At 63.3% G+C, this 26,037-nt stretch carries 20 protein-coding genes and 1 pseudogene; 12 read left to right on the forward strand and 9 right to left on the reverse strand.

The genetic code is table 11. The features are described from left to right. The 4 genes from E8E68_RS10880 (at position 1) to E8E68_RS10895 (ending at position 6,004) form a co-directional block, all read left to right on the forward strand. Positions 1–1,101 (forward strand): LLM class flavin-dependent oxidoreductase, encoded by a 1,101-nt coding sequence (locus E8E68_RS10880; RefSeq protein ID WP_266029142.1) that lies wholly within the window; start codon positions 1–3, stop codon positions 1,099–1,101. A 380-nt stretch (positions 1,102–1,481) separates the two neighbouring features. After that, positions 1,482–3,044, forward strand: a complete 1,563-nt coding sequence (locus E8E68_RS10885) for an FAD-dependent oxidoreductase (RefSeq protein WP_266029141.1) — start codon at positions 1,482–1,484, stop codon at positions 3,042–3,044. A 19-nt stretch (positions 3,045–3,063) separates the two neighbouring features. Then, complete coding sequence (locus tag E8E68_RS10890) at positions 3,064–3,558, forward strand: RidA family protein (protein ID WP_280341256.1); 495 nt, start codon at positions 3,064–3,066, stop codon at positions 3,556–3,558. A gap of 34 nt (positions 3,559–3,592) precedes the next feature. Beyond that, positions 3,593–6,004, forward strand: coding sequence for a TonB-dependent receptor (locus E8E68_RS10895; protein WP_280341259.1), 2,412 nt, complete (start codon positions 3,593–3,595; stop codon positions 6,002–6,004). A gap of 33 nt (positions 6,005–6,037) precedes the next feature. On the opposite strand, the gene E8E68_RS10900 is transcribed toward E8E68_RS10895, so the two are convergent. Both E8E68_RS10900 and E8E68_RS10905 read right to left on the reverse strand, forming a co-directional pair. Next, positions 6,038–7,357: an LLM class flavin-dependent oxidoreductase gene (locus E8E68_RS10900; protein WP_266029138.1), complete on the reverse strand. Its 1,320-nt coding sequence runs from the start codon at positions 7,355–7,357 to the stop codon at positions 6,038–6,040. Positions 7,358–7,367: 10 nt separating this feature from the next. After that, positions 7,368–8,321 (reverse strand): ABC transporter substrate-binding protein, encoded by a 954-nt coding sequence (locus tag E8E68_RS10905; protein WP_110746672.1) that lies wholly within the window; start codon positions 8,319–8,321, stop codon positions 7,368–7,370. 299 nt (positions 8,322–8,620) lie between these two features. Here E8E68_RS10905 and E8E68_RS10910 point away from each other — a divergent pair, with 299 nt between their 5' ends. After that, on the forward strand, positions 8,621–9,229 hold the full coding sequence (locus tag E8E68_RS10910) for a cysteine dioxygenase (RefSeq protein WP_280341266.1): 609 nt from the start codon (positions 8,621–8,623) through the stop codon (positions 9,227–9,229). Beyond that, positions 9,226–10,809, forward strand: a complete 1,584-nt coding sequence (locus tag E8E68_RS10915) for a rhodanese-related sulfurtransferase (RefSeq protein WP_280341269.1) — start codon at positions 9,226–9,228, stop codon at positions 10,807–10,809. The genes E8E68_RS10910 and E8E68_RS10915 overlap by 4 nt, the downstream gene beginning before the upstream one ends. Positions 10,810–10,997: 188 nt before the next feature. Here the strand turns inward: E8E68_RS10915 and arfB are convergent, their stop codons facing one another. The 3 genes and pseudogenes from arfB to E8E68_RS10930 all read right to left on the reverse strand — a co-directional run bounded on the left by arfB (position 10,998) and on the right by E8E68_RS10930 (position 12,458). After that, positions 10,998–11,411, reverse strand: coding sequence for an alternative ribosome rescue aminoacyl-tRNA hydrolase ArfB (arfB, locus tag E8E68_RS10920; RefSeq protein ID WP_280341273.1), 414 nt, complete (start codon positions 11,409–11,411; stop codon positions 10,998–11,000). Between the two features lie 103 nt (positions 11,412–11,514). Further along, positions 11,515–11,880 (reverse strand): annotated as a pseudogene (locus E8E68_RS10925) (tetratricopeptide repeat protein); the annotation flags it as partial. A gap of 98 nt (positions 11,881–11,978) precedes the next feature. Continuing rightward, positions 11,979–12,458, reverse strand: a complete 480-nt coding sequence (locus E8E68_RS10930; RefSeq protein ID WP_323054374.1) for an Lrp/AsnC family transcriptional regulator — start codon at positions 12,456–12,458, stop codon at positions 11,979–11,981. 158 nt (positions 12,459–12,616) lie between these two features. Between E8E68_RS10930 and E8E68_RS10935 the strand changes: the two genes are divergently transcribed. Genes E8E68_RS10935 through E8E68_RS10945 form a run of 3 tightly spaced genes read left to right on the forward strand, consistent with a single transcriptional unit; the run spans position 12,617 to position 17,819 of the window. Beyond that, entirely contained in the window at positions 12,617–14,443 is a 1,827-nt protein-coding gene (locus E8E68_RS10935; RefSeq protein WP_280341276.1) for a tyrosinase family protein, read from the forward strand. Beyond that, the gene (locus E8E68_RS10940; RefSeq protein ID WP_280341279.1) at positions 14,440–16,173 is read left to right on the forward strand and encodes a hypothetical protein; all 1,734 of its coding nucleotides are present in this window, start codon (positions 14,440–14,442) and stop codon (positions 16,171–16,173) included. Before E8E68_RS10935 ends, E8E68_RS10940 begins: the two co-directional genes overlap by 4 nt. A 59-nt stretch (positions 16,174–16,232) precedes the next feature. Then, the gene (locus E8E68_RS10945) at positions 16,233–17,819 is read left to right on the forward strand and encodes a hypothetical protein (protein ID WP_280341282.1); all 1,587 of its coding nucleotides are present in this window, start codon (positions 16,233–16,235) and stop codon (positions 17,817–17,819) included. Positions 17,820–17,993: 174 nt separating this feature from the next. Here the strand turns inward: E8E68_RS10945 and dksA are convergent, their stop codons facing one another. Together dksA and E8E68_RS10955 are read right to left on the reverse strand one after the other, a co-directional pair. Further along, the gene (gene dksA, locus E8E68_RS10950; RefSeq protein ID WP_266029128.1) at positions 17,994–18,398 is read right to left on the reverse strand and encodes an RNA polymerase-binding protein DksA; all 405 of its coding nucleotides are present in this window, start codon (positions 18,396–18,398) and stop codon (positions 17,994–17,996) included. Between the two features lie 31 nt (positions 18,399–18,429). Next, a complete protein-coding gene (locus E8E68_RS10955) occupies positions 18,430–19,776 on the reverse strand; it encodes a dihydroorotase (RefSeq protein WP_280341287.1) in 1,347 nt (448 codons plus the stop codon). 149 nt (positions 19,777–19,925) lie between these two features. Between E8E68_RS10955 and E8E68_RS10960 the strand changes: the two genes are divergently transcribed. Continuing rightward, complete coding sequence (locus E8E68_RS10960; RefSeq protein WP_266029126.1) at positions 19,926–20,363, forward strand: nuclear transport factor 2 family protein; 438 nt, start codon at positions 19,926–19,928, stop codon at positions 20,361–20,363. Between the two features lie 85 nt (positions 20,364–20,448). Here the strand turns inward: E8E68_RS10960 and E8E68_RS10965 are convergent, their stop codons facing one another. Then, the gene (locus E8E68_RS10965; protein ID WP_280341290.1) at positions 20,449–21,063 is read right to left on the reverse strand and encodes a dTMP kinase; all 615 of its coding nucleotides are present in this window, start codon (positions 21,061–21,063) and stop codon (positions 20,449–20,451) included. A gap of 138 nt (positions 21,064–21,201) precedes the next feature. Beyond that, the gene (locus E8E68_RS10970) at positions 21,202–21,954 is read right to left on the reverse strand and encodes an SDR family oxidoreductase (protein ID WP_110746701.1); all 753 of its coding nucleotides are present in this window, start codon (positions 21,952–21,954) and stop codon (positions 21,202–21,204) included. Between the two features lie 104 nt (positions 21,955–22,058). Here E8E68_RS10970 and E8E68_RS10975 point away from each other — a divergent pair, with 104 nt between their 5' ends. Both E8E68_RS10975 and E8E68_RS10980 read left to right on the forward strand, forming a co-directional pair. Then, positions 22,059–22,979 carry a LysR family transcriptional regulator gene (locus tag E8E68_RS10975; protein ID WP_280341295.1) on the forward strand — a complete coding sequence of 307 codons (921 nt, stop codon included), beginning with the start codon at positions 22,059–22,061 and terminating at the stop codon, positions 22,977–22,979. Positions 22,980–23,203: 224 nt separating this feature from the next. Next, positions 23,204–25,750, forward strand: coding sequence for an HWE histidine kinase domain-containing protein (locus E8E68_RS10980; RefSeq protein ID WP_280341298.1), 2,547 nt, complete (start codon positions 23,204–23,206; stop codon positions 25,748–25,750). The last annotated feature ends 287 nt before the right edge of the window (positions 25,751–26,037 follow it).

Raw genomic sequence — 26,037 nt, forward strand, 5'->3', positions numbered from 1 at the left:
ATGAGCCTCGAATTCATTGGCCTCATCGGCCCTCAGGAAAGCAGCGAATCACAGGCCCCACGTGGGCCATTGGTTGACCTGGACTTTATCAAGGCCTTCGCCCAGGCCCAGGAATACGCAGGGTTCGACAAGGCCCTGCTGGCGGTCAACACCAGCGCGCCAGACGCGATGATCTTGGCCAGTTACGTCGCCGCACTCACCGAACGCATCGGCCTGCTGGTCGCGCACCGCCCCGGTTTTCAGGCGCCGACCTTCGCCGCCCGCCAGTTCGCCACCCTCGATCAGCTCAGCCGCGGCCGCGCCTCGATCAACGTGATCACCGGCGGCGACAGCGGCGACCTGCAGCGTGACGGCGACTTCCTCGACAAGGATGCCCGCTACGCACGCACTGACGAATACCTGGAGGTGCTGCGCAACACCTGGACGCAGACCACGCCGTTCGACCATCACGGCGAGCATTACCGGGTAGAGGACAACCTGACCCTGGTCAAACCGGTGGACAAGCTGCCGATCTACTTCTCCGGGGCTTCGGATGCGGCGGTGGAGGTCGCAGCCAAACACGCCGATGTCTACATGATGTGGGGCGAGCCCCTTGAGCAGGTGCGCGAACGCATTGCGCAGGTACGCAAGGCCGCTGCTCGCCACGGGCGGGAAAACCACATCCGCTTCAGCCTGTCGCTTCGGCCGATCCTGGGGGCCACCGAAGACGAGGCCTGGGCACGAGCCGAGCGCATCCTCGCCGACGCCAGGCACCGCATCGGCATCCGCCAGGGCAACCGTCGCGAGAAGAACTTCGGCAAGAGCAACGTCGGTTCCGAACGCTTGGTGCAACTGGCAAGCCAGCGCAAGGTACACGACACCCGGCTGTGGACCGAGATCGCCGCGCTCGGCGGTGGCGCTGGTAACTCCACCTCGCTGGTGGGCACACCCGAACAGGTTGCCGAAGCCGCGCTGGCGTATTACGAGCTAGGTGTGAGTACCTTCCTGTTTCGTGGTTTTGACCAGTTGCGCGATGCCGTGGACTACGGCCAGGAGCTGATCCCACGGATCCGCGCACGGGTTGCGCAGCAGCAAGCAGGCCGTGACGCGCGCAGCGCCTGACCTGAACCGGCCCTTTCACGGTTAGCGCCGCGAAAGGCCCGACGCAGACGGTCCCTCGAGCGAATTCAGAGCACCAGCCCGTATCGGCCTGGTGCTTCTGCTCGTGCGCATTGGTCGTGGAGATGACGCCCACGCATTAGCCGGCCAAACACCTCTCAACATCATTTAAACGCATTTATACGAACATTTATTATCAGCTATAAACATAATTAACTTAGAACAAAAAAGCCTTTCACAGCGCCGTGAAAGTCCATTAGGTTCTTTAAACCGACCCCCAACGTGGCGGAGGCAAATGGATTTGTGCCAGCCGCTGTCGGTCCGTCCTTCGATCCGCCTGCCCGTTGCGCACATCCGAACCCAACCTTTTCGGAGCATGCGACATGGGATTGTCCCGTAGAGATCTGATCACCCGCCTCGCCGCCATTGGCGGCTATTCGGCAGCCCTCGGCGCGCTTGGCCAGAATGCCCTGGCCGCCACCTTCCAGCCCCTGCAACTGGCCGCCAACGGCGGCAACGGCAAGCGCGTGGTGATTGTCGGCGCCGGTATATCCGGGCTGGTATCCGCCTACGAGCTGCGCAAGGCCGGCTTCTCGGTCACCGTGCTGGAAGCTCGCGAGCGCGTCGGTGGCCGAGTCTGGACCCTGCGCCACGGCGACCGCATCGAGCATAACGACGGCAGTTCGCAAAACGTCGAGTTCGACCCGGGCCACTTCTTCAACGCTGGCGCTGCACGCCTGCCCAGCCATCACCTGACCATTCTCGGTTACTGCCGCGAACTGGGCGTGGAGCTGCAAGTGCTGGTCAACAGCAGTCGCAATGCCCTGGCCCAGCCTGACCTGGCCCGCCCACCACTGCTGCTGCGCCAGGCGGTCAACGACACCCGCGGGCACTTCAGCGAGCTGCTGGCGCGCAGTGTCAACCGCAACAGCCTCGACGCCGAGCTGAGCAGCGGCCAGCGCAAGGCCCTGCTGGACTTTCTCAAGGTCTACGGCGACCTGGATAGCCAGCAGCAATACCGCGGTTCGGTGCGCGCTGGTTATACCCGCTTCGCCGGCGCCGGGGACCAGACCCCGGTCCAGCGCCAGCCGGTGCCCCTGGATCAACTGCTCGACAGCAACCTGCTACTGCCGCTGGTGTTCGACGAGATTCCCGAGTTCTCCTCGACCATGTTCCAGCCGGTCGGCGGCATGGACCAGATTCCCAAAGCATTCTTCCGCCAGGTCAAGGACAGCGTGCGCCTGGGCGCCGAGGTGCTGGGGGTGGAAACGGCTGACAACGGCGCCAAGGTGGTATGGCGTGATCGCAAGACTGGGCAGCAGCACATCGAGCAGGCGGACTACGCCATCGTCACCCTGCCCCTGCCGCTGCTGGCCAAACTGCCGAACAATTTCAGTACGGCATTCAAGCAGGCCATCGCCACCGCCGAAGGCGACAAGGCCAACAAGGTCGCCTGGCAATCGCCGCGCTTCTGGGAAACGGATTTCCAGATCTACGGCGGCCTCAGCTACATCAACCACGAAGCACGCACCCTCTGGTACCCCAGCGACCACCTCAACAGCGCCCAGGGGGTGTTGGTCGCCACCTACAACACCGGCGAGGTGGCGCAGCAGTTTGCCAGCAAGTCGCTGCAGGCCCAGGTCGCTTCGTCGCGCCAGGCGGTGGAATCGCTGCACCCCGGCCACAGCCACAAGCTACGCCGGCCGGTGGTAGTCAACTGGTCGAAGATCCCCTTCAGCGAAGCACCGTGGATCGTCCACGACGAAGTCGCCCAGCCCGGCTACGACCTGCTCAACCAGGCCCAGGGCCGAACCTGGCTGGCCAGCGATGCCCTGGCCCATGGCGGCGTGGGCATCTGGCAGAACAGCGCGGCGGAATCCGCCCGCCGGGTAGTCGGCCTGATCGCCCGCCATGCCAACCAGACCACCCGCGGCGCAGCCGCCTGATCGTCAAGGAAACCACAGCATGCCTCGTCTTCTTCTGCTTGCCGGAGTGCTCATGTCGCTGACCCTCAATGCCCATGCCGATGCCATCAAGCGGGTCGCCCCGCCTGGCTCCAACTTCCCCATCTCGCAACTGGTCACAGTGCCGGCCGGCAGCCAGCTGACGTTCGTCAGCGGCACCTTGCCGGATGTGGCCGACGCCAAGGCGCCCAAAGGCAGTATCGCGGCGTTCGGCAACACCGAAACCCAGACCCGTTCAGTGCTGAACAAGCTGCGCACGGCGCTGCAAAGCCAGGGCCTGGATGTAGGCGACATCGTTCAGTTACGGGTGTTCCTGGTAGGCGACCCGGCCAACGGCGGCGCTCTTGACTTCAGCGGGTTGCAAGCGGCCTACAGCCAGTTCTTCGCCACCGCCGAGCAACCCCGCACACCGACCCGCACGGCCATCCAGGTGGTGGCGCTGCCGCTGCCGGGCGCGCTGGTGGAAATCGACGCAATCGCGGCCAAGGCGCCCTGAGCGCGCCCGCCAAGCCAGACAAGGAACTGCGTGCATGAAGCAAGCCTTTACCACTGCCCCGCTCTTCACCATGGCCTTCGCCGCCGGCCTGCATACCGCGCCGGCACTGGCCGACGAACCTGCCGCCCAAGCCCTGGGCACGGTGATCGTCACCGGCAACCGTGGCAGTGAAAAACGTACTGTCACCAGCAGCCCGGTGCCCATCGACGTGATCAGCGCCAAGCAGCTGCAGGAAACCGGCAAGCCAGGCCTGATGGAAGCCCTCAGCGTCAGCGTACCGTCGCTGACCCTGCCGGAAAAAACCGGCTGGGACGCCAGCGGCATGGCCCGCGCGCCAAACCTGCGTGGGCTCAACGCCGCCCAGGTGCTGGTGCTGGTCAACGGCAAGCGCCGCCACACCAGCGCCACCCTGAACATCAGCGGGATCAACGCCGGCGCCGCCCCCAGTGACCTGGACCTGATCCCCATCAGCGCCATCGACCATGTCGAGGTGCTGCGTGATGGCGCAGCGGCCCAGTACGGCTCTGACGCCATCGCTGGGGTGATCAACGTGATCCTCAAGGCTGATACCAGCGGCACTGCCGTGACCACTGCGGGCCAGGGCTACGACGGCAAGAAACAAACCGTGCAGCAAAGCCTGAACAAAGGCTTCGAGATTGGCCGCGAGGGTGTCCTCCAGCTGGCGCTCGACGCCCGCAGCCAGAACGACGACAACAAGGCCAGCGCCAACGGCTACAGCCAGGCCGAGGCGTTGGAGCGCGCCGGCAAGGTCACCTACGGCGGCTACGGCACGCCGAAAATCAACCTGCTGACCCTGGGCTACAACGCCGAGCTGCCGCTGCAAAACGACGTGACCCTTTACTCGTTCAGCACCTGGTCGTACCGCAAGGCCGAGCAGGGCCAGAACTTCCGCCTGCCGACCATCGTCAACACCATCACCACCGGGCCCAACGGGCGACCGGCCGGCTACACGCCCACCTGGTACATCGAGGAGTACGACTACCAGGCGGCATTCGGAGCCAAGGGCCTGGCTGGCGAGTGGGACTGGGATCTGTCCAGCACCTACGGGCGCAACGAGGCCGAACAGGGCACCTGGAACAACCAGAACCCATCGCTGGGCGAGGCCACGCCCAACCATTTCGAGTCCGGCACCTGGGTCAGCTCGCAGCTGACCAGCAACCTCGACCTGCGCCGCAGCTTTGACGTAGGCCTGGCAAAGCCCCTGGACTTTTCCTGGGGCCTCGAGCAACGCCGCGATACGTACCAGGTGCAGGCCGGCGACTGGGCCAGCTGGGCAGACGGCGGCTACTGCGCGGCACCCGGCAACTGTGCTGCCTCAGGCGCCCAGGTCACCAACGGCATCTCCCCGGCCGAGGCCACCAGCGCCAGCCGTAACAGCTACGCCGGCTACCTGGACGTGGGCTTCAACCCGCTCCCGCAGTGGTACTGGGGCGCTGCCTTGCGCTATGAACACTACGACCGCGGCGTGGGTGCGACCCGCAGTGGCAAGCTAACCACCCGCTACGAGCTGACCCCCGAGCTGGCCGTACGAGCCACGGTGAGCAACGGCTTCCGCGCCCCTTCATTGGCCAACAGCCTGTTCAGCGCCCGCTCCACCACCTACGGCGTGGTCGACGGCGTGTACCAGTCGATCAACTATGGCGTGTTGCCGGTAGATTCGGCCGCCGCCAAGGCACTCGGTGCCGAACCGCTCAAACCTGAAAAATCAACCAACTACAGCCTTGGGCTGGCCTGGCAGCCCAGCGAGCGCCTGGCCTTCACCGCCGACGCCTACCTGATCAACGTTCGCGACCGCATCACCCTTACCGGCACCCTGCTCGGCCCTGAGGTCACCCAGGCCCTGTTGGCCAACGGCATCGACTCAACTTCGGGCGGCCAGTACTTCACCAATGGCGCCAACACCCGCACCAAGGGCCTGGACCTGGTGGGCAGCTATGATCAAGACTTGGGTGGCGCCGGGGCCGTGAAGTGGACGGCGGCCTTCAACTGGAACGACACCGAGATTCTCAGCTACAAGCAGAGCGTGAACATCCTCGGCACCCCCTACGAGCTGATGAACCGCCAGGCCCGCAACCTGCTGACCGAGGTACAGCCGCACACCAAGCTGATCCTGGGTGGCAACTGGCGCCTTGGACGCTACCGGGTCAACCTGGGGCTGACCCGTTACGGCTCCTGGCGTGAGGTGAATGCCGCCAACGATCGTTCGCTGGACCGCGAATACAAGGCGCGCTGGATCACCGACCTGGATCTGGGCTACCAGCTGACCAAGGACCTGGAACTGGCGATCGGTGCGCGCAATCTGTTCGATGTGTACCCCGAGCGCCAGGCGCCAGCCAGCAAGACCATGGTCAAGGGGTACGGGGTGTACTCGCCGTATGGCTTTACCGGCGGGTATTATTTTGGCCGACTGACCTACACCTTCTGAAACCGCCAGGGGCCGCACAGCGGCCCCGGCGATCTAGCGGGTAAAGCGTGGTATTGGCAAGCCGAGGCTCTCGCGCAGGGTGGTACCTTCATAAGCGGTGCGATACACCCCTCGCTCCTGCAGCAATGGCACGACCTCCTCGGTAAACCGGCGGAACTGCCCCGGGTGGCCAATGTAGATGTTGAAGCCGTCCAGCGCCCGCGCCTCGAACCAATCGGCCATCTTCGCCGCCACGGTTTGTGCTGAGCCCACGAAGGCACCTGGCCGCAACTGGCGGCCGAACGCCACGGCCTGGCGCAGGCTGAAGCCCTTGTCACGGGCCTGGTCGGCAATGCGCTTGGCGTTGGTGAAGAAGCTGCTGCGGGCGTATTCCAGGCTTTCCTGCGGGAACGGCGCATCCAGGTCGTAGCGGCTGAAATCATGCCAGCCGAAATTACGCCCGAACTCTTTCAACGCCAGTTCAAAGCTGTGGTCAGCTTGATGGTAGTGACGCTCGATCTCTCGTGCATGCTCGTCCGTATCGCCAACGTAGATCTCCGCCCCCGGCAACACCAGCAATTGGTCCGGGTCACGCCCCAGGCGCAAAGCACGGCCCTTGATGTCACGGTAGAAGGCCTGCCCCTGCTCGATGCTGGCGGCATGGGTGAACACCACGTCGGCAGTGGCGGCACCCAGGTCACGACCCTGCTCGGAATCGCCCGCCTGGAAGATCACCGGCTGGCCCTGGGGCGAGCGCTGGATGTTCAGTGGGCCGACCACCGAAAAGTGCTCGCCCTGGTGATTCAGTGCATGCAGTTTAGAGGGCTCGAGAAAGCGGCCGCTGGCACGATCCCGGGGAAAGGCGTCGTCCTCGTAGGAGTGCCACAGCCCCTGTACCACGTGCACATGCTCTTGGGCCCGGGCGTAGCGGGTGTCATAGTCGTAGTGCTCGTCCAGCCCGTAGTTGCCGGCGGTGCCGGCATCCCCGCTGGTGACCACGTTCCAGCCCGCGCGGCCCTTGCTGATCAGGTCCAGCGAGGCAAGCCGGCGGGCGACGTTGAACGGCGCGTTGTAGGAGGTGGTGAGGGTGCCGACCAGCCCGATATGACGGGTACTGACCGCCAAGGCCGAGAGCAGGGTCAACGGCTCCAGACGGTTGAGGTAGTGCGAGGGCGAGCCTGGCGTGATGAACTGGCTGTCAACGATGAACATGAGGTCGAACAACGCCGCCTCGGCCTTGCGGGCGATGTCGATGTACCAGTCGATGTTGACGCTGGCGTCGGCAGGCAGTTCCGGGTCGAGCCACAGGTTGTGCCGGCCAGGGCCACCGCAGCCCATGGTCAGGGCGCCGAGTTTGATCTGTCGTTTGCTCATGGGAATCCCTTCATTGGTTGCTGAGAGCGGGCGCCTGGAAGGCCGCACCGAACGAGGTGTCGAACAGGTTCGCCGCTGGGTAGGGCTTGATAAGGCCAAGCCCGGCGAAGAAGTCCACGGTCTTCTGCGCATCGACGATCACCTGCGGGTTCAGCGGTGCCAGGTCGGTGCGCGCACGGGCGAACCAGGAGCGGGCAATGTCGCGATCGGCACGGGTTCGCTGGGCCCAGGCATCGGCGTAGGCCTCGGTGTTGGCCGGGTCGTTGAGGGTCCAGTCACGGGCCTTTTTCAGGCGCTGCAGAAAGTCGGTGATCTGCGCGCGCTTTTGCTCCACCGCCTTGCTGTTGGCCACCACGAAGCTCTGCGCCGGGATCACCCCCTCGGCTGTGGCAAGCACTCGAGCACCCTGGCGCTCTTGCTGGGTGACGTAAGGCTCCCAAGTGGCGATCACATCCACCGATCCGCCATCCAGGGCGTGGGAGGCATCCAACGCACTGAGGTAGCGCAACTCCAGGGCATCGCGGGGGACACCCGCTTGGTCAAGGGCGCTGAACAGCAACTGCTGACTCCACGAACCCTTCCAGATCGCCGCGCGCTTGCCACGCAGGTCTTGCAGGCTGTGGATCGAGGAATCCTTGCGCGCCAGGATGGCCACGCCTTCAAGGTTCTGCCGGCTGACTGCGATCACCTTGATGGGTGCGCCCAGGGCACCCAGAAACAGCGGCGGAGCATCGCCCAGCAGGCCGATGTCGAGGCTGCCGACGTTGAGCGCCTCGGCCACCGGCGAGCCGGCGGTGAACTGCTTCCATTCCAGGGTGTAGGGCAAGTCGTCGAGCACCCCGGCCGCTTCCATGACTGCGCGGGCGTTGAAGCTCTGATCACCGACCACCAGCGTCTGGGCTGCGGCGGCAAGGCTGAAGGTAGTGGCCAGCAGTGTGGCAGCCAAGTGTTTTATATAGCGCACGTTCGTCTCCAGATGCCCCTCCTGGGGCAGATGAGCCGATCCGCACGTGCGGTCTCGTCCAGGGTTTATCTATAGCCATAAGGCATTAATCGAATGGTTTTTATAATTTAAAGCGTATTCTGAGGCCTGTGAAATGCACATTAGGCATAACCTCATGCCTTTGATGAGGGCGATTTGAAAACAGAACAGCGAATCTGTAAATGCGTTTTTTGCATATTAGCTTATTATTATTTTGCATTTTGAGAATAGAAAGGGGATTTGCTAGGGTTAACCGGAACCCGAAAAACCGAGCCTGAACCATGACCCAGAACCTGCGCACGGAGCGCTTACGCCATTTCATCGACCGCCTCGCCCTGGTGCTCGACCAGCGGCCTGACGAAGCCGCCCTGCTCGATCGCGGCCAGCAACTGCTGGCCGAGCTGGTCGCCCATGACGACTGGTTACCGGACGATCTCGCCCAGCCCGACCCGCAGCGCTATCAGCAGTATTTGGTCCATTGCGACTCGCGCCAGCGCTTCTCGGTGGTGAGCTTCGTCTGGGGCCCAGGCCAGCAGACGCCGGTGCACGACCACCGGGTCTGGGGCCTGATCGGCATGCTGCGCGGCGCAGAAGTCGCCCAAGGCTTCGAGCGCGACGCCCAAGGCAAGCTGGTGCCTCTCGGCGCGGCAGTGCGTCTGGAGCCGGGCCAGGTCGAAGCGGTGTCGCCGCGCATTGGCGACATCCACCAGGTCAGCAATGCCTTCAACGACCAGGTGTCGATCAGTATCCACGTCTATGGCGGCAACATCGGCGCGGTCAAGCGCGCAGTCTATGCCGAGGACGGCAGCGAAAAACCGTTTATCTCCGGCTACTCCAATACCCGCCTGCCCAATATCTGGGACCTGTCCAAAGAGAACCTTGCCCCATGAGCTCCGTCACCACCCGCCGTTACCACGATATCCGCCGCGCCCTGCTGGCCCAGGAGGAACTGGCCTTGATCGACGTGCGCGAAGAAGACCCGTTCGCCCAGGCCCATCCCTTGTTCGCTGCCAACATCGCGCTCTCGAAGCTTGAGCTGGAGGTTTTTGCCCGCGTGCCACGGCGTGATACCGCCATTACCGTCTACGACGACGGCGAGGGTCTTGCCGCCGTGGCGGCACAGCGTCTGCTGGCGCTGGGCTACCGCGACGTGGCTGTGCTTGAAGGCGGCCTGGCTGGTTGGCGAGCCGCTGGGGGCGAAGTGTTCCGAGACGTCAACGTACCGAGCAAGGCCTTCGGCGAACTGGTGGAAAGCGTGCGCCACACGCCATCGCTTGCCGCTGAGCAGGTCCAGGCGCTGCTGGACGAAAAGGCCAATGTGGTCGTGCTCGATGCGCGCCGCTTCGACGAGTACCAGACCATGAGCATTCCTGGCGGTATCAGCGTGCCCGGTGCCGAGCTGGTGTTGCGCGTAGCCGAGTTGGCACCGGACCCGGACACTCAGGTAATCGTCAACTGCGCAGGGCGCACCCGCAGCATCATCGGCACTCAGTCATTGGTCAACGCGGGCATTCCCAACCCGGTCGCTGCCTTGCGCAATGGCACCATTGGTTGGACCCTGGCCGGACAACAGCTGGCCCATGGCCAGGACCGACGCTTTCCTGAGGTCAGCGCCGCTAATGGCGCCAACGCTGCGCGCCAGGCGCGTGCGGTTGCTGACCGCACCGGCGTGCTGCGCTTGGAGCGTGGGGGGCTGCTCGACTGGCAGGCCGACCCCACACGCACCACGTACCTGTTCGACGTGCGCACACCCGAGGAATACAACGCCGGCCACCTGCCTGGCAGCCGCTCAGTGCCGGGCGGTCAGCTGGTGCAGGAAACCGACCACGTGGCCAGCGTTCGCGGGGCGCGAATCGTGCTAGTGGATGACGACGGTGTACGGGCTAACATGAGCGCCTCCTGGTTGGCCCAGATGGGCTGGCAGGTCGCCGTGCTCGACGACTTGTCGGAGGCAGACTTCAACGCCATCGGCGAATGGCAGCCTCCCCTGCCCGAACTGCCCGCCGCCAACGACATCGGTGTCGAGCGACTGGCCAGTTGGCTGCAGGAAGACGGCACGGTGCTGCTGGACTTCACCACCAGCGCCAACTACGTCAAGCGCCATATTCCGGGTGCCCACTGGTCGATCCGGGCCCAGCTGGCCGAAACCCTGGAGCATTTGCCACCGGCCAGTCGCTATGTGCTGACTTGCGGCAGCAGCCTGCTGGCGCGCTTCGCCGCACACGACCTGCAGGCTCTCACCCGTACCCCCGTTTACGTGCTCGAAGGCGGCACCACCCGCTGGATCGCTGCCGGCCAACCGCTGGAAACCGGCGAAACGCAGCTTGCCGTACCCCGCAGCGATCGCTACCGGCGGCCTTACGAGGGTACGGACAACCCCCGCGAGGCGATGCAGGGGTATCTGGACTGGGAGTTTGGCCTGGTTGCGCAACTCGAGCGCGACGGCACCCATGGGTTCAAGGTGCTCTGAACCTGAGTGTTCGGCATTACATTTTTGGCGCTTGCCAGATCGAGCGCCGCCCGCGCGGCGCTCGATCTGACAAACGCTGGGAATATCGAGGCTGACACCTCTATGCCCAACGCTTACCGTCCGCCAGTGCTGATTACGGTCGCTCAAGAGATCGCCTGAGCCTGTTCTCGAGATATTTCATACAGACCCTAGAACTCAACCTTACCCCGCCCCGCCTTGACAGTGCTGCGCCTGGCTTTTCCTTCGAGGCGGCGGGTCTTCGAGCCGAGGGTCGGCTTTGTCGGGCGGCGTTTCTTCTCGGTCTTGCCGGCACTGGTGATCAACTCGGCAAGGCGCGCCAGAGCGTCAGCACGGTTCTGCTCCTGGGTGCGGTACTGCTGGCCCTTGATGATCAACACGCCGTCGCTGGTGATACGACTGTCACGCAGGGCCAACAGCCGCTCCTTGTAAAAGTCAGGCAGCGATGAGGCCGGGATATCGAAGCGCAGATGCACGGCGCTGGACACCTTGTTGACGTTCTGCCCACCCGAGCCTTGCGCGCGGATGTACGTCAGTTCGATTTCGGCATCCGGCAGATGCACGTTATTGGAGATGATCAGCATGACAGGGCCCTTTCAATTGCCACCATTATCACAGGCTCTGCCACTCGCCCCTAGAACAACATGCTCAGCGGCGCTGATCGACGACACGCACCGGCCTCGCCTGCCGCGCAGCCTGGGCTGCTTCGATCAACTGATAGTTGCGATTGCGCAACGCAAGGTTGCTACCCACCCGCAGGTTGGAGCGCGCCGCCAGCACTTCGGCCTGGTCATACTGGCCCTGCTCCAGGCGCAGGACGCCCAGGTAATGCAAGGTGGCCGGGTTGCCGGGCTGAATCTGCAACGCGCGTTCCAGGGTTGCGGCTGCCTGGTCCAGCTCGCCGTGCTCGTACTGCTGCGAAGCAGCCTCGATCAGTTGCGTGGTGGCCTTATTGCTGTGCGCCGGCGCCGAGCGTTGACCGGCAAGGGCACATTGGCCGGCGAAGGTGCTGAACAAAAGAAACAGTGCTGGCAGCAAGCGCTGGCTGGGCATGGAGGATGGCACTCGGGCAGTCGGGTAATTCCGGAGAGGAGCTATCGACTGGCTTCACTGGGCGAAGTTCCCGGGCTGCCTCGCGGCATGCTCAGCCATCAGGCATCGGCAACCTGCTGAAGCCCACCTCCAAGCGGCAGCTCATACGATTTTTTTACTGTCCGTACCACGAGCGTGGAGGAGTAAGTGCGAATCGGAATATCCCGGTAGGTGTCGAGAAACCGGTAGATATAGTCGGTGTATTCGGCAGCATCGCGAAATTTGGCAACCATCACGAAATCGAACTCGCCTGTCATCAAATAGCAGTCCTGTATCTCGGGGTGGCTGGCAAGGATGTGCTGCATTCTGCGGTCGATGTCGTTGCTGTCGCGGTCCAGCTTGACCAGAAAAAAGGCGGTTACCTGAATGCCCAGCTTGCGCTCGTCCAGTATCGCGACCTTGGCCTTGATGATACCGGCACTCTCAAGGCGCCTGATCCGCCGGTAACAACTGGTGGAAGACAGCCCGACGCTGTCGCTGAGCAGCTCCAGATTCTGGCTGCAATCCTTTTGCAGCTTGCCCAGAATTTTCAGATCCATGGCGTCTGTCATTTTCGCTGTGTCTTCCTTGAAAAACTGCAATGAATTCGCCGCAAGAGCGGGGCAATTTGCACGATTCCTGCGCGCCGGACCTCTACCATCAACTGAGCTTAGCAGCCCGGCCAAAGATGGCCTGCGGGGCGCATGAGAGGGACCTTATGATCGTTGCAAAACCTACATGGACTGCCGACATCCACGGCCTTTTCAGTGCCCCCTACTGGATTCCCGCCGAGCAGCGCGCGGCCGTGGCGGCCTCCTGGGCCGGGTGCATGAACGGCTACTTCGTCTTCCTGGACGACCCGGACTCGGTCAAGACCTGGTCAGAAACCATCTACCAGCACCTGGCCTCCCGCAACATGCCGCTGACCCTCGACCAGCAGCAGTTCTGGCCGATCGATGCACTGGAAACCTTCAGGCTGTGGGTCAACCAAGGCTGGCGTCTGGACGCCAGCTCGCCCTTCGACCTGGCCGAACGCATCCCACCACCAGACCTGCCGCAACCGGTCAAGCGCGTAAGGCAGGACATCCGCGCGCTGAGCGTCGAAGAACTGAACCTGTACCGCGCCCGCCTGGACGATGTCATGCAGGTGGGCAACCCCGACAGCAACGCGCCCTGGCAACGTTACGCCTACATCCACACCAACTGGTGCCTGCATTACCAGGAAGCGTTTGCCCTTTGGCACCGTGCGTACTTGTTGTACCTGGAGCAACTGATCGACTGCGCCATCCCCTACTGGGACTGGATGGCCGAAGACGCCAGCGTCGACGGTAGCCCACAAGCCGGCCTGCCGCAGGCTTTTCTCGACGAAACCTACGTGCACCCGCACAGCGGCGAGACCCGGCCCAACCCACTGCGTTACGCGGCCGCCAAGGATGGTTGTTCCAAGGTGTGCTCCCGGGCTGCGGTCAGCGGCGTGGACTGCCGCTATGTGCAACGCAACCCGTTGTTCTACACCCACGGTGACGACTCGCGCTTTGACCGCGCTCGGCTGTACGGCATGAGCCGGATCTTCCAGCAACAGGTGGTGGATGCCCTGAAGTTCACCTGTTTCAGCCAGCCACAGGGAGTACCCGGTTACCCTTGGGCAAACATTCCGGTGTTCGACCCGCCCCAGCAAGACAGCCTGTACCCCAATCGCACGCTCAACTTCGACGGCCTGTACGAGCAACCCCATGACAACTATCACGGTTGGATCGGCGGCGACATGGCCGATAACGCCTACACCGCCTTTGACCCGGTGTTCTGCTCTTACCACGCCAATATCGACCGCATGCTCGAAGTGTGGATCAGGGCCCACCCCGAAGCGCAGTACACCACCCAGTGCCTGCTGCAGCCGTTCGCCGGGCGCGACGCCACGCAACTCACCTTCACCAGCGCCGACGCCTGGCGCTACACCACCCTCGGCGACATGGCCCAGGACAGCCGGCACATCGGCTATGACTACGGTGTGCCGGTAGCCCCGCAGTTCGGCGCGTCCAAGGTGGCCGCCGGCACCTGCTGCGAGCACCGCGCAACAGCCGCCACTGCGGTGGAAAGCGCCGCAGGGCCAGGGCCGTGGGTGGTGTTCGATCATGTACGTTGCACCCATGACACCTACCTGATCGACGTCTTTCTCGACCAGCCGGACGCCGCCCCGCAACATGTGAACGCTGACAACCCTCATTACGTGGGGCGCTTCAGCCGCATCGGCATGGGGCTGGTGGACGACAAGGGCCGCTGCATCACCCATGGCGTTTCGCGCGCTCTGAATGCGGCCCGTAACGCCGCTGCGCTGGGCCTCGGCCCTCATGATGCGGTGCAGTTGTCGCTGCTGGTGACCCACCTCGACAGTGGCCGCGTGCTGCTGCCTGACGAATACAGGATCCTGCCCGGTTTCATCGCTCAACTGGTGTGGGACGACCCACGCCAAACCCTCGCCGGCCCGCCTGCGGTCGCCGGCTGCTGCGCTGCTGCCCCCTCACACACACCTGGAGAACCGACATGAGCACGCCCTTCAAGCAGTTCACCTCTCCCGCTGGCCAAGCCCCCAAGGACTACAACAAGCTAGGCCTGGAGGACCAGTTGCAGCAGTTTGAAACCGACTGGAACAACGACCTCACCGGCTGGACCGAGTCGTCGATCATCGGCAACCCTTGGTCGGGCCAGAACGACGCGCCTCGCTCTGGCTATTACAACCCGCTGGTGGAGGGTTTCGGTGAAGTGACCCCGCCCGCCATCACCTGGGCGCCCTTCCCCAACCGGCTGTGGACGTTCTTTTACAACAACGGTGCAGCGGTCGTTCCGCAACTTGGCAGAGCCATGACCCTGAACCAGGTGATGGAGCTGGCCGACCGCGGCCAGATCACCCTCGACAACACCCTCTACACGCTATACGACCCGGACAAACAGGGCACCCTGCTGCAACTACCGGCCAAGCGCTGCCCAAGTATCGACTGGAACGGCAGGTACACGGCGTTCTCACCTTCCGGCCCGCGGGGCTGGCTCGACGAGTATTGCGAGTGGTCGATCGTACGCGATGCCAACGGCAACATGCGCAAGATCACCTTCACCTGCGAAAACCCCGCATACTTCCTGGCCATGTGGCGCATCGACCCGCAGGCAGTATTGGGCCTGTACCGCGACTACATAGACCCCAGCGTGCAACTCGAGGACCTGTACCTGCGCTACACCGTCGACTGCCCGACCGGCAAAGCCGGCGATCCGGTCATCGACCCGACCACTGGCCAGCCAGCTTATGACACCGTCAACAAATGGAACGCCGGCACCGTCTGCGTTCCCGGGCAATACGGTGGTGCGATGCACCTGACCTCCGGCCCCAACACCCTCAGTGCCGAGGTGTACCTGGCCGCCGCCGCCACCATCCTGCGCCCGGTCAGCAGCAGCCAGAATGCCCAGTCGCTGATCTGCTGCGCGCAGTATGGGCAGAACTACCGCAACTCCGACCCGCACATCGGCTTCATGGCCAATTCGACGGCAGTGAAAAATCGCCTGTCGCTGACCAACCCGATTGGCCTCTACCTGCAGCAACCTACCGATTTCAGTGGCTGGAAAGGCCCGCAAGGCCAGGACGTAAGCCAGTACTGGCGCATCACCCGCGGCACCGCCAAGTCGGCCGCCAACGGTTCCGACCAAATCCTGCAGGCGGTGTTCGAAGTCCCCGAAAGCGCCGGTTTCTCGATCAACGACATCACCATCAACAACCAGCCGGTCAACTATGTGTGGGTGATCGCCCAGCAACTGCTGGTGGGCCTGAGCGTCACCGTCAAGCCGCTTGCTACCACACCGCCCTCCTTCCCGTGCGTGCAGGACCGGCAGACCGGCCGGCAACCCTGGCCGGTGCAGCTGCTGCCACTGGACTTGTTCTACGGGCAGTCCCCCACCGACCTGCCCGCCTGGCTTGCACCGGGTAGCAGCAACCCGTTCGTGCTTGTGGTGCAAGGCGCAGACGCAGACACCACGGCGCAGAACGCCAGGGTGCAATTCTCCAACCCTGGGGTGACGGCACAGGTCACCCAGTACCTGCCCGACGCGTCGGCCATTCCTGGCCAGACCAACTCTGGTGGCACTCAAGCCTACATTCTGACCATCACCGTCAGCCCCAACGCAGCACCCGGCCTGGTGACGGTGCGTGCACTGAACCCGGGCGAAGACGTGAACGTAAGCGCGGCAGACCACCCGTGGGAATCCGGCCTGGCGCTGGTGCCTGGCGCCTGACCCCTCCCGTACAGCCGCACCTTCGGGTGCGGCTTCACCGCCTTGCAAGGAGCGCAATGATGTCCAGCTTACGCCTGAGCCTTCTGTCGCTGCTAAGCGGCATCCTGCTTTGCCTGCAGACCCTGCAACCCGCTGCTGCGGCCCCGCTGTCGGACGCCGATGCCTGTGTGCAGCAACAGTTGGTGTTCAACCCTGCGAGCGGGGGGTTTCTGCCGGTCAATAACTTCAATGCCACCAGCCAGGCGTTCATGAACTGCTTCGGCTGGCAACTGTTCATTGCCTTGAACTGGCCAGTGAACCCCGGCTGGCCGGGCACCCCCAGCCTGGCGGGCGAACCCGACAGGCAAAGCACCCTGGCGCAGTTCGGTGTGCCCACCACGGCAGGTGAACCGATGAGCGTGGCCCCGGTGTGGGCCAGCTACAAGGACGCCAACGATATCTTTCTGCCAGGCGCGCCCGCGCCCACCGGTTGGGGCGTACAAACCCTGGTACCGAGCAGTTGCAACAGCCAGAGTAGCCTGAAGGCGCTCAAGGTGGGCGCTCGCAAATTCATGAACGCTACCTCAGAAGGCGCGATCAACGCCCTGCACGGTTTCCACCTGTCCACCGGGACACTGGCATCCATTCCCGACCCGGTCATGGAAGCGTCCGGCGGCTGGCTGACAGATCAGTCGGGCAACCTGGTATTTTTCGAACGCAAGGTAGGCAAGGCCGAATTCGACTACATCGTCGACCACGGGCTCTATGACGCGGCCAACCAGTTGAAGGTCGCCCAAACCGAGGGGCTGTCGCTACCCATCGGTGAAGCGATGCGCGAACTGCCGCCATCGCCCGTGCCGCAGGAGCAACTGGGCGCGATCGAGCTCAAGGCCGCCTGGCGGGTGCTGACTGGCAAACCCGAACTGTTCGGGCGCTACCTCACCACCGTGGCCTGGCTCAAGCGCCCCGACACCCTGGCATGCACCCAGGAAGTGGTGGGCCTGGTGGGCCTGCATATCATCAACAAAACCCAGGCTTCGCCCAACTTTATCTGGACCACGTTCGAGCAGGTGGACAACGTGCCCGAACCGGCCCAGGTGCCGCCGCAGCAAACCCCGCCGGGCGGTTTTGCGTTCAACAACCCCGAATGTGGCACTGGCCCCGAGTGTAAACCGAACGTGGCCCGTATCCAGTGCAAGCAACACCACCCCGACAGCGATTGTACGGACCTCTTTCCGCGCGACCAGCCGGTACAGACCACCCGTGAATACCCTGTGCCCAGTGCCCTGCAGGCCCTGAACAGCGCAGTGCAAGCCAACTTCGCGCAGCAAACCCAGGGCCAGTCGGTGTTCCAGTACTACAAGCTGATCAATGTGCTGTGGACCCTTGCCCCCAACCCACCCAGCCCGGAACCGGGTGCCAACGCACAGGTGCCGTTGTCCTACGGGCCGTTCATCAGCGAGGGCCCCGTGCCTGTGGCCAACACCACCATGGAAACCTACGTGCAGGGTGATGACTGCAACCAGTGCCATCAGTACGCGACGATTGCCGGCAGTCCCTCGCTGGCTTCGGACTTCTCGTTCCTGTTCAACACTGCCAGCTCGGCCAGCCAGAAAAGCCTGATCAAGCGCGTCAAAGCCTTCGAGACCCTCAAGGACCGGCCCTGAGCAGAAAAAGCGCATGGAGTACACCTGTACTCCATGCGCTTGGCAGGGATCGCCCGACGAGGCGAGGCGGCGTGGCGCACCGGGTGGCGCTGTGCATGCCCTGGACGCAAAAGACTCGCAGCCCCCTCCTCATCGTAACGGCCGAGCCCGCGAACACTGGCCCGGCAGCCCTAGTCAATCCTCGCGAATGTGCCGTTCCCTGCGCTCCTGGCGCTCCTTCGCCTCGATGCACAGCGTGGCTGTCGGCCGCAGCAGCAACCGCTTCAGGCCGATGGGTTCGCCCGTGTCCCTGCACCACCCGTACTCACCCCGGGCTATGCGTTCCAAGGCTTCGTCAATCTTGTCCAGCAGCTTTTTCTCCCGCTCCAGCAGGCGCAGCTGCCATTGCCGTTGCTCCTCCACAGTCCCCAGGTCCGAAGGGTCGCTGCTGGGTTCGAACGTGCGCATCAGTTCGAACTCGCTGGAAATCCGCGCTTGCAACTCGGTGCGCTGCGACAGCAGCAGGTCGCGGAAAAACGCCAGCTGGGAAGCATTCATATAGGCCGCTTCTGGCATGCAAAGCAGATCGTGTTCAGTCATTGCCGTCATTCTCGCGTCAGTAGGTCGAGGCTCAGCGCCGCTGTGCATGAAACCCCAGTGGCAAACCCTGGCAATGCGTGTGCAGCTCGTGCTCATGCCAGGCCAGCTGGCCGGAAACAATCGTCGTGGCTATGCGGTGACCCAGCCGGTGGTGCTGGAAGGGCGTCCACTGGCAATGGGCAAGTACCGGATCGAGGCTGACCGGCCGTGGCACTTCGAGGTGTTCGACCAGCGCAAGGTCTGCCCAGTAGCCTTCACGCAAGTAGCCGCGCTCCTGGATTGCGAACAGGTCGGCCACCGCATGGCTGGTTTTACGGACCAGCTGGGTCACCGGCAGCACGCCCTCCGCGACCAGGTCGAACAGCGCTGGCAGCGCATGCTGCACCAGCGGCAGGCCGGAAGGCGCGCTGGCGTAGGGCCGGTTTTTCTCTGCCAGGGTATGCGGGGCATGGTCGGTGCCGATCACATCAATGCGGTCTTCCCGCAGTGCCTGGCGTAATGCGTCGCGGTCGGCGCGGGTCTTTATCGCCGGGTTGCATTTGATGAGGTTGACCAGGCTTGCATAGTCGCGGTCGTCAAACAGCAGATGGTGCGCACACACCTCGGCCGTGATCAGCTTGCTGGCCAACGGGCCAGGCGCGAACAACGCCAGCTCCATGGCCGTGGTCAGGTGTAGCACATGCAAGCGGGTACCGAACCTGTTCGCCAGCTCGACGGCCAGGCTGGAGGAGCGCCAGCAGGCTTGCGCATCGCGTATGAGCGGGTGCATGGCCGCCGGAATGAAATCACCGAACTGCTCACGGCAACGTGCTTCGTTGGCAAGGATGGAGGGCGTGTGTTCGCAGTGCGCCAGCAGCACCGTCGGCACACAGGCAAAAAGGCGCTCAAGTACCCTGGGGTCGTCGACCAGCATGTCCCCGGTGGAGGCCCCCATGAATACCTTCACCCCAGCGATTTGCCGCGGGTCCAACCGGGCGACGGTCTCAAGGTTGTCCTTGCTCACGCCAAAGTGAAAGCCGTAATTGGCAACCGAGGACGCGGCCGCGCGGGCTTTCTTGTCATCCAGGGCTGCCAGGGTCAAGGTCGCCGGATGGGTATTGGGCATGTCCATGAAGCTGGTAATGCCTCCGGCTACAGCAGCCCGCGACTCGCTGGCCATGCTGCCCTTGTGCGTTGCACCGGGTTCGCGAAAGTGCACCTGGTCGTCGATCATCCCAGGCACAAGCCAGCGCCCTTGGGCATCGATTTCGATGTTGGCGCTCGCACCCTCGATGCTGCTGGCGATTTTCTCGATTCGCCCGTGGGCAACCAGGACATCGGCATCGAACACCTTGCCTTCGTTCACCAGCCGGGCATTCCTGACAAGGATATCGCTCATGAGCGAACCTCCCCAGAGCTACCGCCTGCCCATTGCCTGCGCTTGAAAATCATGATCCGGAACCTGTAGCGGAAATGTTATGTTATAACACATGACCGCACGCAGGCATCAACCTGCCACTTATCCGTTTCAACCTCAGGTAAGCCCCCATGAGCGCAACCGCCGCCTACCCCGTCAACGCTGAACCCTACGCCGACACCGAACTGGCCTGCCTGGCAGGTGCCAAGGCCGCGCTCTATCAATGGGCCGCAACGGTGGCCACGCGTGACGTAGACCAAGTGCTGGCCCTTTATGCGTCCGACGCCATCCTGGTACCCACCCTGTCCAACCAGGTACGGGACTGCGCCGACAGCCGCCGAAACTATTTTGACAATTTCCTGAGCAATGACGGCCTGGTGTGTGACATCAAGGTGTTCAAGAAACGAGTGAGCCGCAAGCTGGGTACCGTGGTCGTCGGCGGGCTCTACACGTTTGTTTACCGTGACAAAGGCCAGCAGCGCGTGGTGCCGGCGCGGTTTCTGTTCACCTTTGAAAGGATCGACGATCAATGGCTGATCACCGGGCATCATTCGTCGATGGAGGCATGAACCATTCGTTGTTGCAGACCCCATCAGCGCACGGTCTCAGGCTGACCAGGTTGCCTGCGGGTGGCGCCCCAGGGTGCGCCCGCCTTCAACGAACGGCGGCTGCCTGTATTTCGCCTGCCAGCTGCCGCGTTGCCTGGTCGATGGTGCCTTCGTTTCGGCACAGCAGCCAGCCATGCTCGACGACCGCCCGCTCGAACGCTTCGGTGCACGCAGCCTGTTCATCCAGATTGTGGATCACCGTACTGCCCAGCCCGCGGTTGCGCGCCGCGGCCCTTGCCCATGAAGTTTCAGGGGCGGTGACAACACCGATATGCAGATCCGGCACTTGCACGCCGCGCTCAAGGTTCAGCTGCAAGATCTGCGCAAACGGCACGGTACGGCGAAATGCGGCGTCAGAGGGATACCAGCGATCGATCAGGATGATGCTATCAAGGGGCTGTCTGGGCAGCACCGTGCGGGAAATCCAGGCCCGGCTTTCGGCAAAACGTTCGCAAACCTGGTATTCCAGATCCTGGCAGGGGCTTCTGGCGAGCCGGTTGACCAGCACCATGGTTTCGCTGCGGTAGGGGTCGTTGTTCTTCTCGCACAGGCGAACCACTTTGTGCCCGTGCAGCCTCAGGGCTTGGGTCACGGCCTCCAGCAGTGTGGTCTTGCCGGTGCCCTTGGGGCCATCGATGGAAACAAACAGTGGGCGGTTCATCGTTCAATACCAGTAGGCTCTGGCGCGCGATGAGACCATTGATTGCAGCTTGCCTACAAGCGCTTCCGGGCAGGAGCACAAATGTTCTCCATGGGCGAAAGGCGGCATGCGCCGCCTTCGTTGCCACCGCACTGCCGGTCAGATCTGCGCCTGACCACCATCGACGAACAGCTCGGCGCCGTTGACGAAGCTGGCGTCGTCACTGGCCAGGAACACCGCCGCATTGGCGATTTCCACCGGTTCCCCTACCCGGCCCAGCGGCACCTGCGCTGCCAGGTAGTCGAGCAGGCCCTGCTGTTGCTGCGCATCCGGGCCCGCGAGGTCGACCAGGCCAGGTGTACGGGTAGCACCGGGGCTAAGGGTGTTGACCCGTACGCCGCGGTCCTTGAGGTCCAGGATCCAGCTGCGGGCCAGGGCGCGCACGGCGGCCTTGGAAGCCGAGTACACACTGAACGCCGCAGTGCCGGAGCTGCCCGCCGTAGAGCCGGTCAGAATGATCGAGGCATTGCGCGCCAGCAGCGGCAGTGCCTTTTGTACGGTGAACAGCACACCCTTCACGTTGCGATCGAAGGTATCGTCATAGTGCGCCTCGGTGATGTCGCCCAAGGGCAGCATCGAGCCGCCGCCGGCGTTGGCGAACAGGACGTCAAGGCGGCCATGCTGCTGGCTGATACGGGTATACAGTTCATCGAGCTGGTCCAGGCGAGTGGAGTCCACCGCAACCCCGGTGGCGTTGCCAACCAGCGCCACCGCCTTGTCGAGCTCCGCCTGACGGCGGCCGGTGATGTAGACGTGCGCGCCTTCTTCGGCAAAGCGTTTGGCGGTGGCCAGCCCGATACCGGTAGTGCCGCCGGTAACCAGTGCGATCTTGCCTTCGAGTTTCTTGCTCATGGTGTTTCTCCCTTCAGGTTGGTGAGTTGCTGTGGGGAGAAGCGTATCGACTTACCACTGCTTTCAAAATAGAATCATTTGAAACCCATCATTGCAGAAATGAAATGGCAAGAATTCCGGATTTCGAAGGGTTGGCGATGTTTGCCAAGGTGGCTGAAGAAGGCTCCTACGCGGCAGCATCACGCGCCATGGGGGTGTCGGTCCCCACCGTTTCACGCGCTGTCACCCGGCTGGAGGAACGCCTGGGTGGGCGCTTGTTCAACCGCACCTCTCGCCAGCTGTCGCTGACCGAGTTCGGCCAGCGCATGGTCGAGCAAGCCAGCACGCTTTATCGCCAGGCAGAGGAAATCGAAAGCGAGGCGCTGGAGCTGTCGGTGCAGCCCCGTGGCCTGGTGCGGCTTGCAGTGCCGATGTCATTCGGGTTGCGCTGGGTCGCGCCGTTATTACCTGAGTTGCTGGCGCGTTACCCAGGGCTGGAACTCGACCTGCATTTGTCCGACTCGACAGTTGACCTTGTGGCAGATGGCTTCGATGCCGCACTGCGCATTGCCGCACTGCCCGACTCGTCACTGGTGGCGCGGCGTATCTGTTCGGTCACCCAGAACCTGGTGGCGTCACCTGGTTATCTTGCCGCGCATGGCCACCCCGCGCACCCGCGTGAACTGGCCGACCATGCCTGCATGAGTTACGCCTACCGCGCCCGCAGCCAACTGTGGCGTTTTACCCACCACGACGGCACGGAACAGGATGTGACCCCGCGTGGGCCGCTTCGGGTTACCAACTCCGATGCCCTGGTTGCCCCCTTGCTGGCAGGCTTGGCGATCGCCGAGCTGCCGGAGTTCATTAGCGCCGAATACCTGGCTGATGGCCGCCTGGCACGGGTTCTGCCCGAATGGAGCATGACCCAGGGCGGGCTGTATTTCGTCACCCCCTCGGCACGTAGTCGGCCGCGAAAAGTGCAGGCACTGGCGGAATTCTTCGTCGAACGCTTGGCCGAGCCCGCCTGGCGTTCAGGAGGCCAGTAACCGAGGCATTCTGATTCATGGACGGGGCCGCCAACCCATTCCCTGAGTGCCTGCAGCAAGCGTTCACCCTCAAGGTTTGGCACCTTTAGCTGGCCTTGCTTGTCCTAGCTCTGCCAAGGTTGCTGGACAGGCTATACCCACAATCATGATGCCTGCTAGGCTGACGAAGATTGCGCCTTTGCGCATACCTGGCAATCGCTCATTTATCCTCAGGCACCGGCCAAATGACCTCCGACACTCAAGTAAACCTGACCAACTGCGACCGCGAGCCGATCCAGATCCCTGGCAGCATCCAGCCTCACGGTTGCCTGCTGGCCTGCGATGCCACGGCGACGGTGGTCTTGCGCCATTCGGCCAACGTCCCGCAGATGCTTGGGATAACCGGGGACATCAACGGCCAGAAGCTGCAGGCGATGTTGGGTGATGAGATCGCCCATACCCTGCGCAACGCGCTGGCACGGACCCGGGAAGCCTCGCGGCCAGCCCTCAGTTTTGGTGTGCAGCTGGCCAACGGTCAGGCCTTCGATATCGCAGCCCATCTATTCAAAGGTTCGGCGATCCTCGAGTTCGAGCCCGCCGACGCCGGCATCGCGGAGCCCGTGGAGCTGGCGCGCACCCTGATCGCCCAGCTGCGTGAAATCGACCAGACCGGCAAGCTGTTTCGCGATGCCGCACGGTTCATCCGCGCCGTGCTCGGTTATGACCGGGTGATGATCTACCAGCTGGGCGCGGACGGTGCCGGCAAGGTGGTCGCAGAAGCCAAGCGCAGTGACCTGGAAAGTTTCATGGGCCAGTACTTTCCGGCTTCCGATATCCCCCAGCAGGCTCGCGCGCTCTACCTGCGCAACCGGATCCGGGTGATTTCCGATGCCCAGTTCAAGACGGTGCCCATCGAACCGGTACTCGACCCTTCGGGCGAGCCGCTCGACCTCTCCTACGCCCACCTGCGCAGCGTCTCGCCCATCCACTGCGAGTACCTGAGCAACATGGGCGTGGGCGCGTCCATGTCGATTTCGGTGATTGTCGACGGCGAGCTGTGGGGCATGATCGCCTGCCACCACTATGCACCGCGCACCCTGTCCATGGGGCAACGGGTAGCAGCGGAAATGTTCGGCGAGTTCTTCTCGCTGCACATCGAGACGCTGCGCAGCCGGCAAAAGCTTGAAGCCGCCGTGCACGTGCACAAAGCGCTGGACAGCTTGATGCGGCAGGCCAACCAGGCCGCTGACATCGACGGGTTCTTCCACGCACGCCTGCCGCGGCTGATGTCGCTGATTCCCTGTGACGGCATCGGGATGTCGCTGCAGGGCCGCTGGGCGTCCGTCGGGTTGGCCCCACCGAAGTCGGCCGTCCCCGATCTACTGGGCTTGGCCAGCATGGTCAGCGAGGGCCGCACCTGGGCGTCCAACCGCCTGTCGATGGTGCTGCCTGCCGCGCAGGCGTACTTCACCGACGTGTCAGGCGTACTGATCATTCCGATGTCGCAGCACCCCAGGGATTACCTGATCTTCTTCCGTAAGGAAGTGATCGAGACGCTCGACTGGGCCGGAGACCCGAAAAAGACCTACCACAGCGGCGCGCTGGGCGACCGCCTCACGCCACGCAAGAGTTTCGCCATCTGGAAAGAAACCGTTCACCAGCAGTCGCTACCGTGGACCGAGCAGGACCGTCAGTTTGGTGATGCCATCCGTACTGCCATCGTCGAGGTGGTGCTGTACAACAGCGAGTTGCTGGCCAGCGAGCGCTCCAAGGCCGAGGTGCGCCAGCGCATCCTCAATGAAGAGCTCAACCATCGGGTCAAGAACATCCTTTCGCTGATCGGCGCCCTGGTTGCCCACCCAACGACGGAAAGCCAGACGCTGCAGGATTATGTGGCGACGCTGAAGGGGCGCATCCAGGCATTGTCCCTCGCGCATGACCAGGTGGTGCGAGGCGACGGCGGCGGGCGTCTGGCCAAACTGCTGGAGGCCGAGCTATCGCCCTACCGCACTGCGGCAGGCGTGATCGAATTGCAGGGTCCGAACGTGATCCTCGATGCCCGCGCCTATTCGGTCATGGCCTTGGTGCTGCATGAGCTGGCAACCAATGCTGCAAAATACGGCGCGCTCTCGCGGGGCGGTGGCACGCTTTCCGTGGGCTGGAGCATCGATCCAGCTGGCGCATGCGCCATTGCCTGGCGTGAAAGCGGCGGGCCGATGGTGCGGCCGCCGAGTCGCAGCGGCTTTGGCTCGGTGCTGATCGATCGCAGCATCCCGTTCGACCTTGGCGGCACCAGCGCAGTGGAGTACCACCCCGAAGGCCTGCAGGGGTTGTTCAGGATACCGGCCAAACACCTTACCGTGGCCGAAGCAGCCGAGCCCGCCAGCGACGTCGCCCCCATCGCACGTGCAGCAGATGCCTTTGCCGCCCGTAACGGTTTGTGTGTATTGATACTGGAAGACCAACTGGTAATTGCCGTTGGCCTGGAGCAAATTCTGAATGATGCGCAGATCAAGGACGTGATCACCGCCGGCTCCGAGAACGAAGCCATTCGGCTGCTTGCCGACCGGACGCCGGATGCCGCGATTCTGGATGTCAACCTGGGTACCGGTACCTCCATGTCAGTGGCGGATGAACTGCTCCGACGGCAGGTTCCGTTCCTGTTCGCTACCGGTTATGGCGACGGCATCAGCATTCCCGAGCATCTGCAGCATGTCCCGGTAACGCGCAAGCCCTATGATTCCAACGCCATCCTGGCCAGCCTGCAGGGGCTGTTGCGCACGGGTTCATGAGCTTGTTCAGAATCCAGGCTTTGGGCAATCCTGTGGGAGCGGCTTTTGCCGCGAACACCGGATGAGCCGGTGCCATGCACCGTGTTGGATTCTTCGCGGGACAAGCCCGCTCCCACAGGTACCCCGCAGGCTTGAGGCTGATGCAGTACCTGGGGAAACAACTGGCTTGCTCAATTTCTAGAATCTAGCGCAATNNNNCTGTGGGAGCGGGCTTGTCCCGCGAACACGGGCGAAGCCCGTGCCATGCACTGTGTTGGATTCTTCGCGGGGCAAGCCCGCTCCCACAG

The organism is Pseudomonas sp. BN607 (genome assembly GCF_029871175.1).
Lineage (GTDB): Bacteria > Pseudomonadota > Gammaproteobacteria > Pseudomonadales > Pseudomonadaceae > Aquipseudomonas.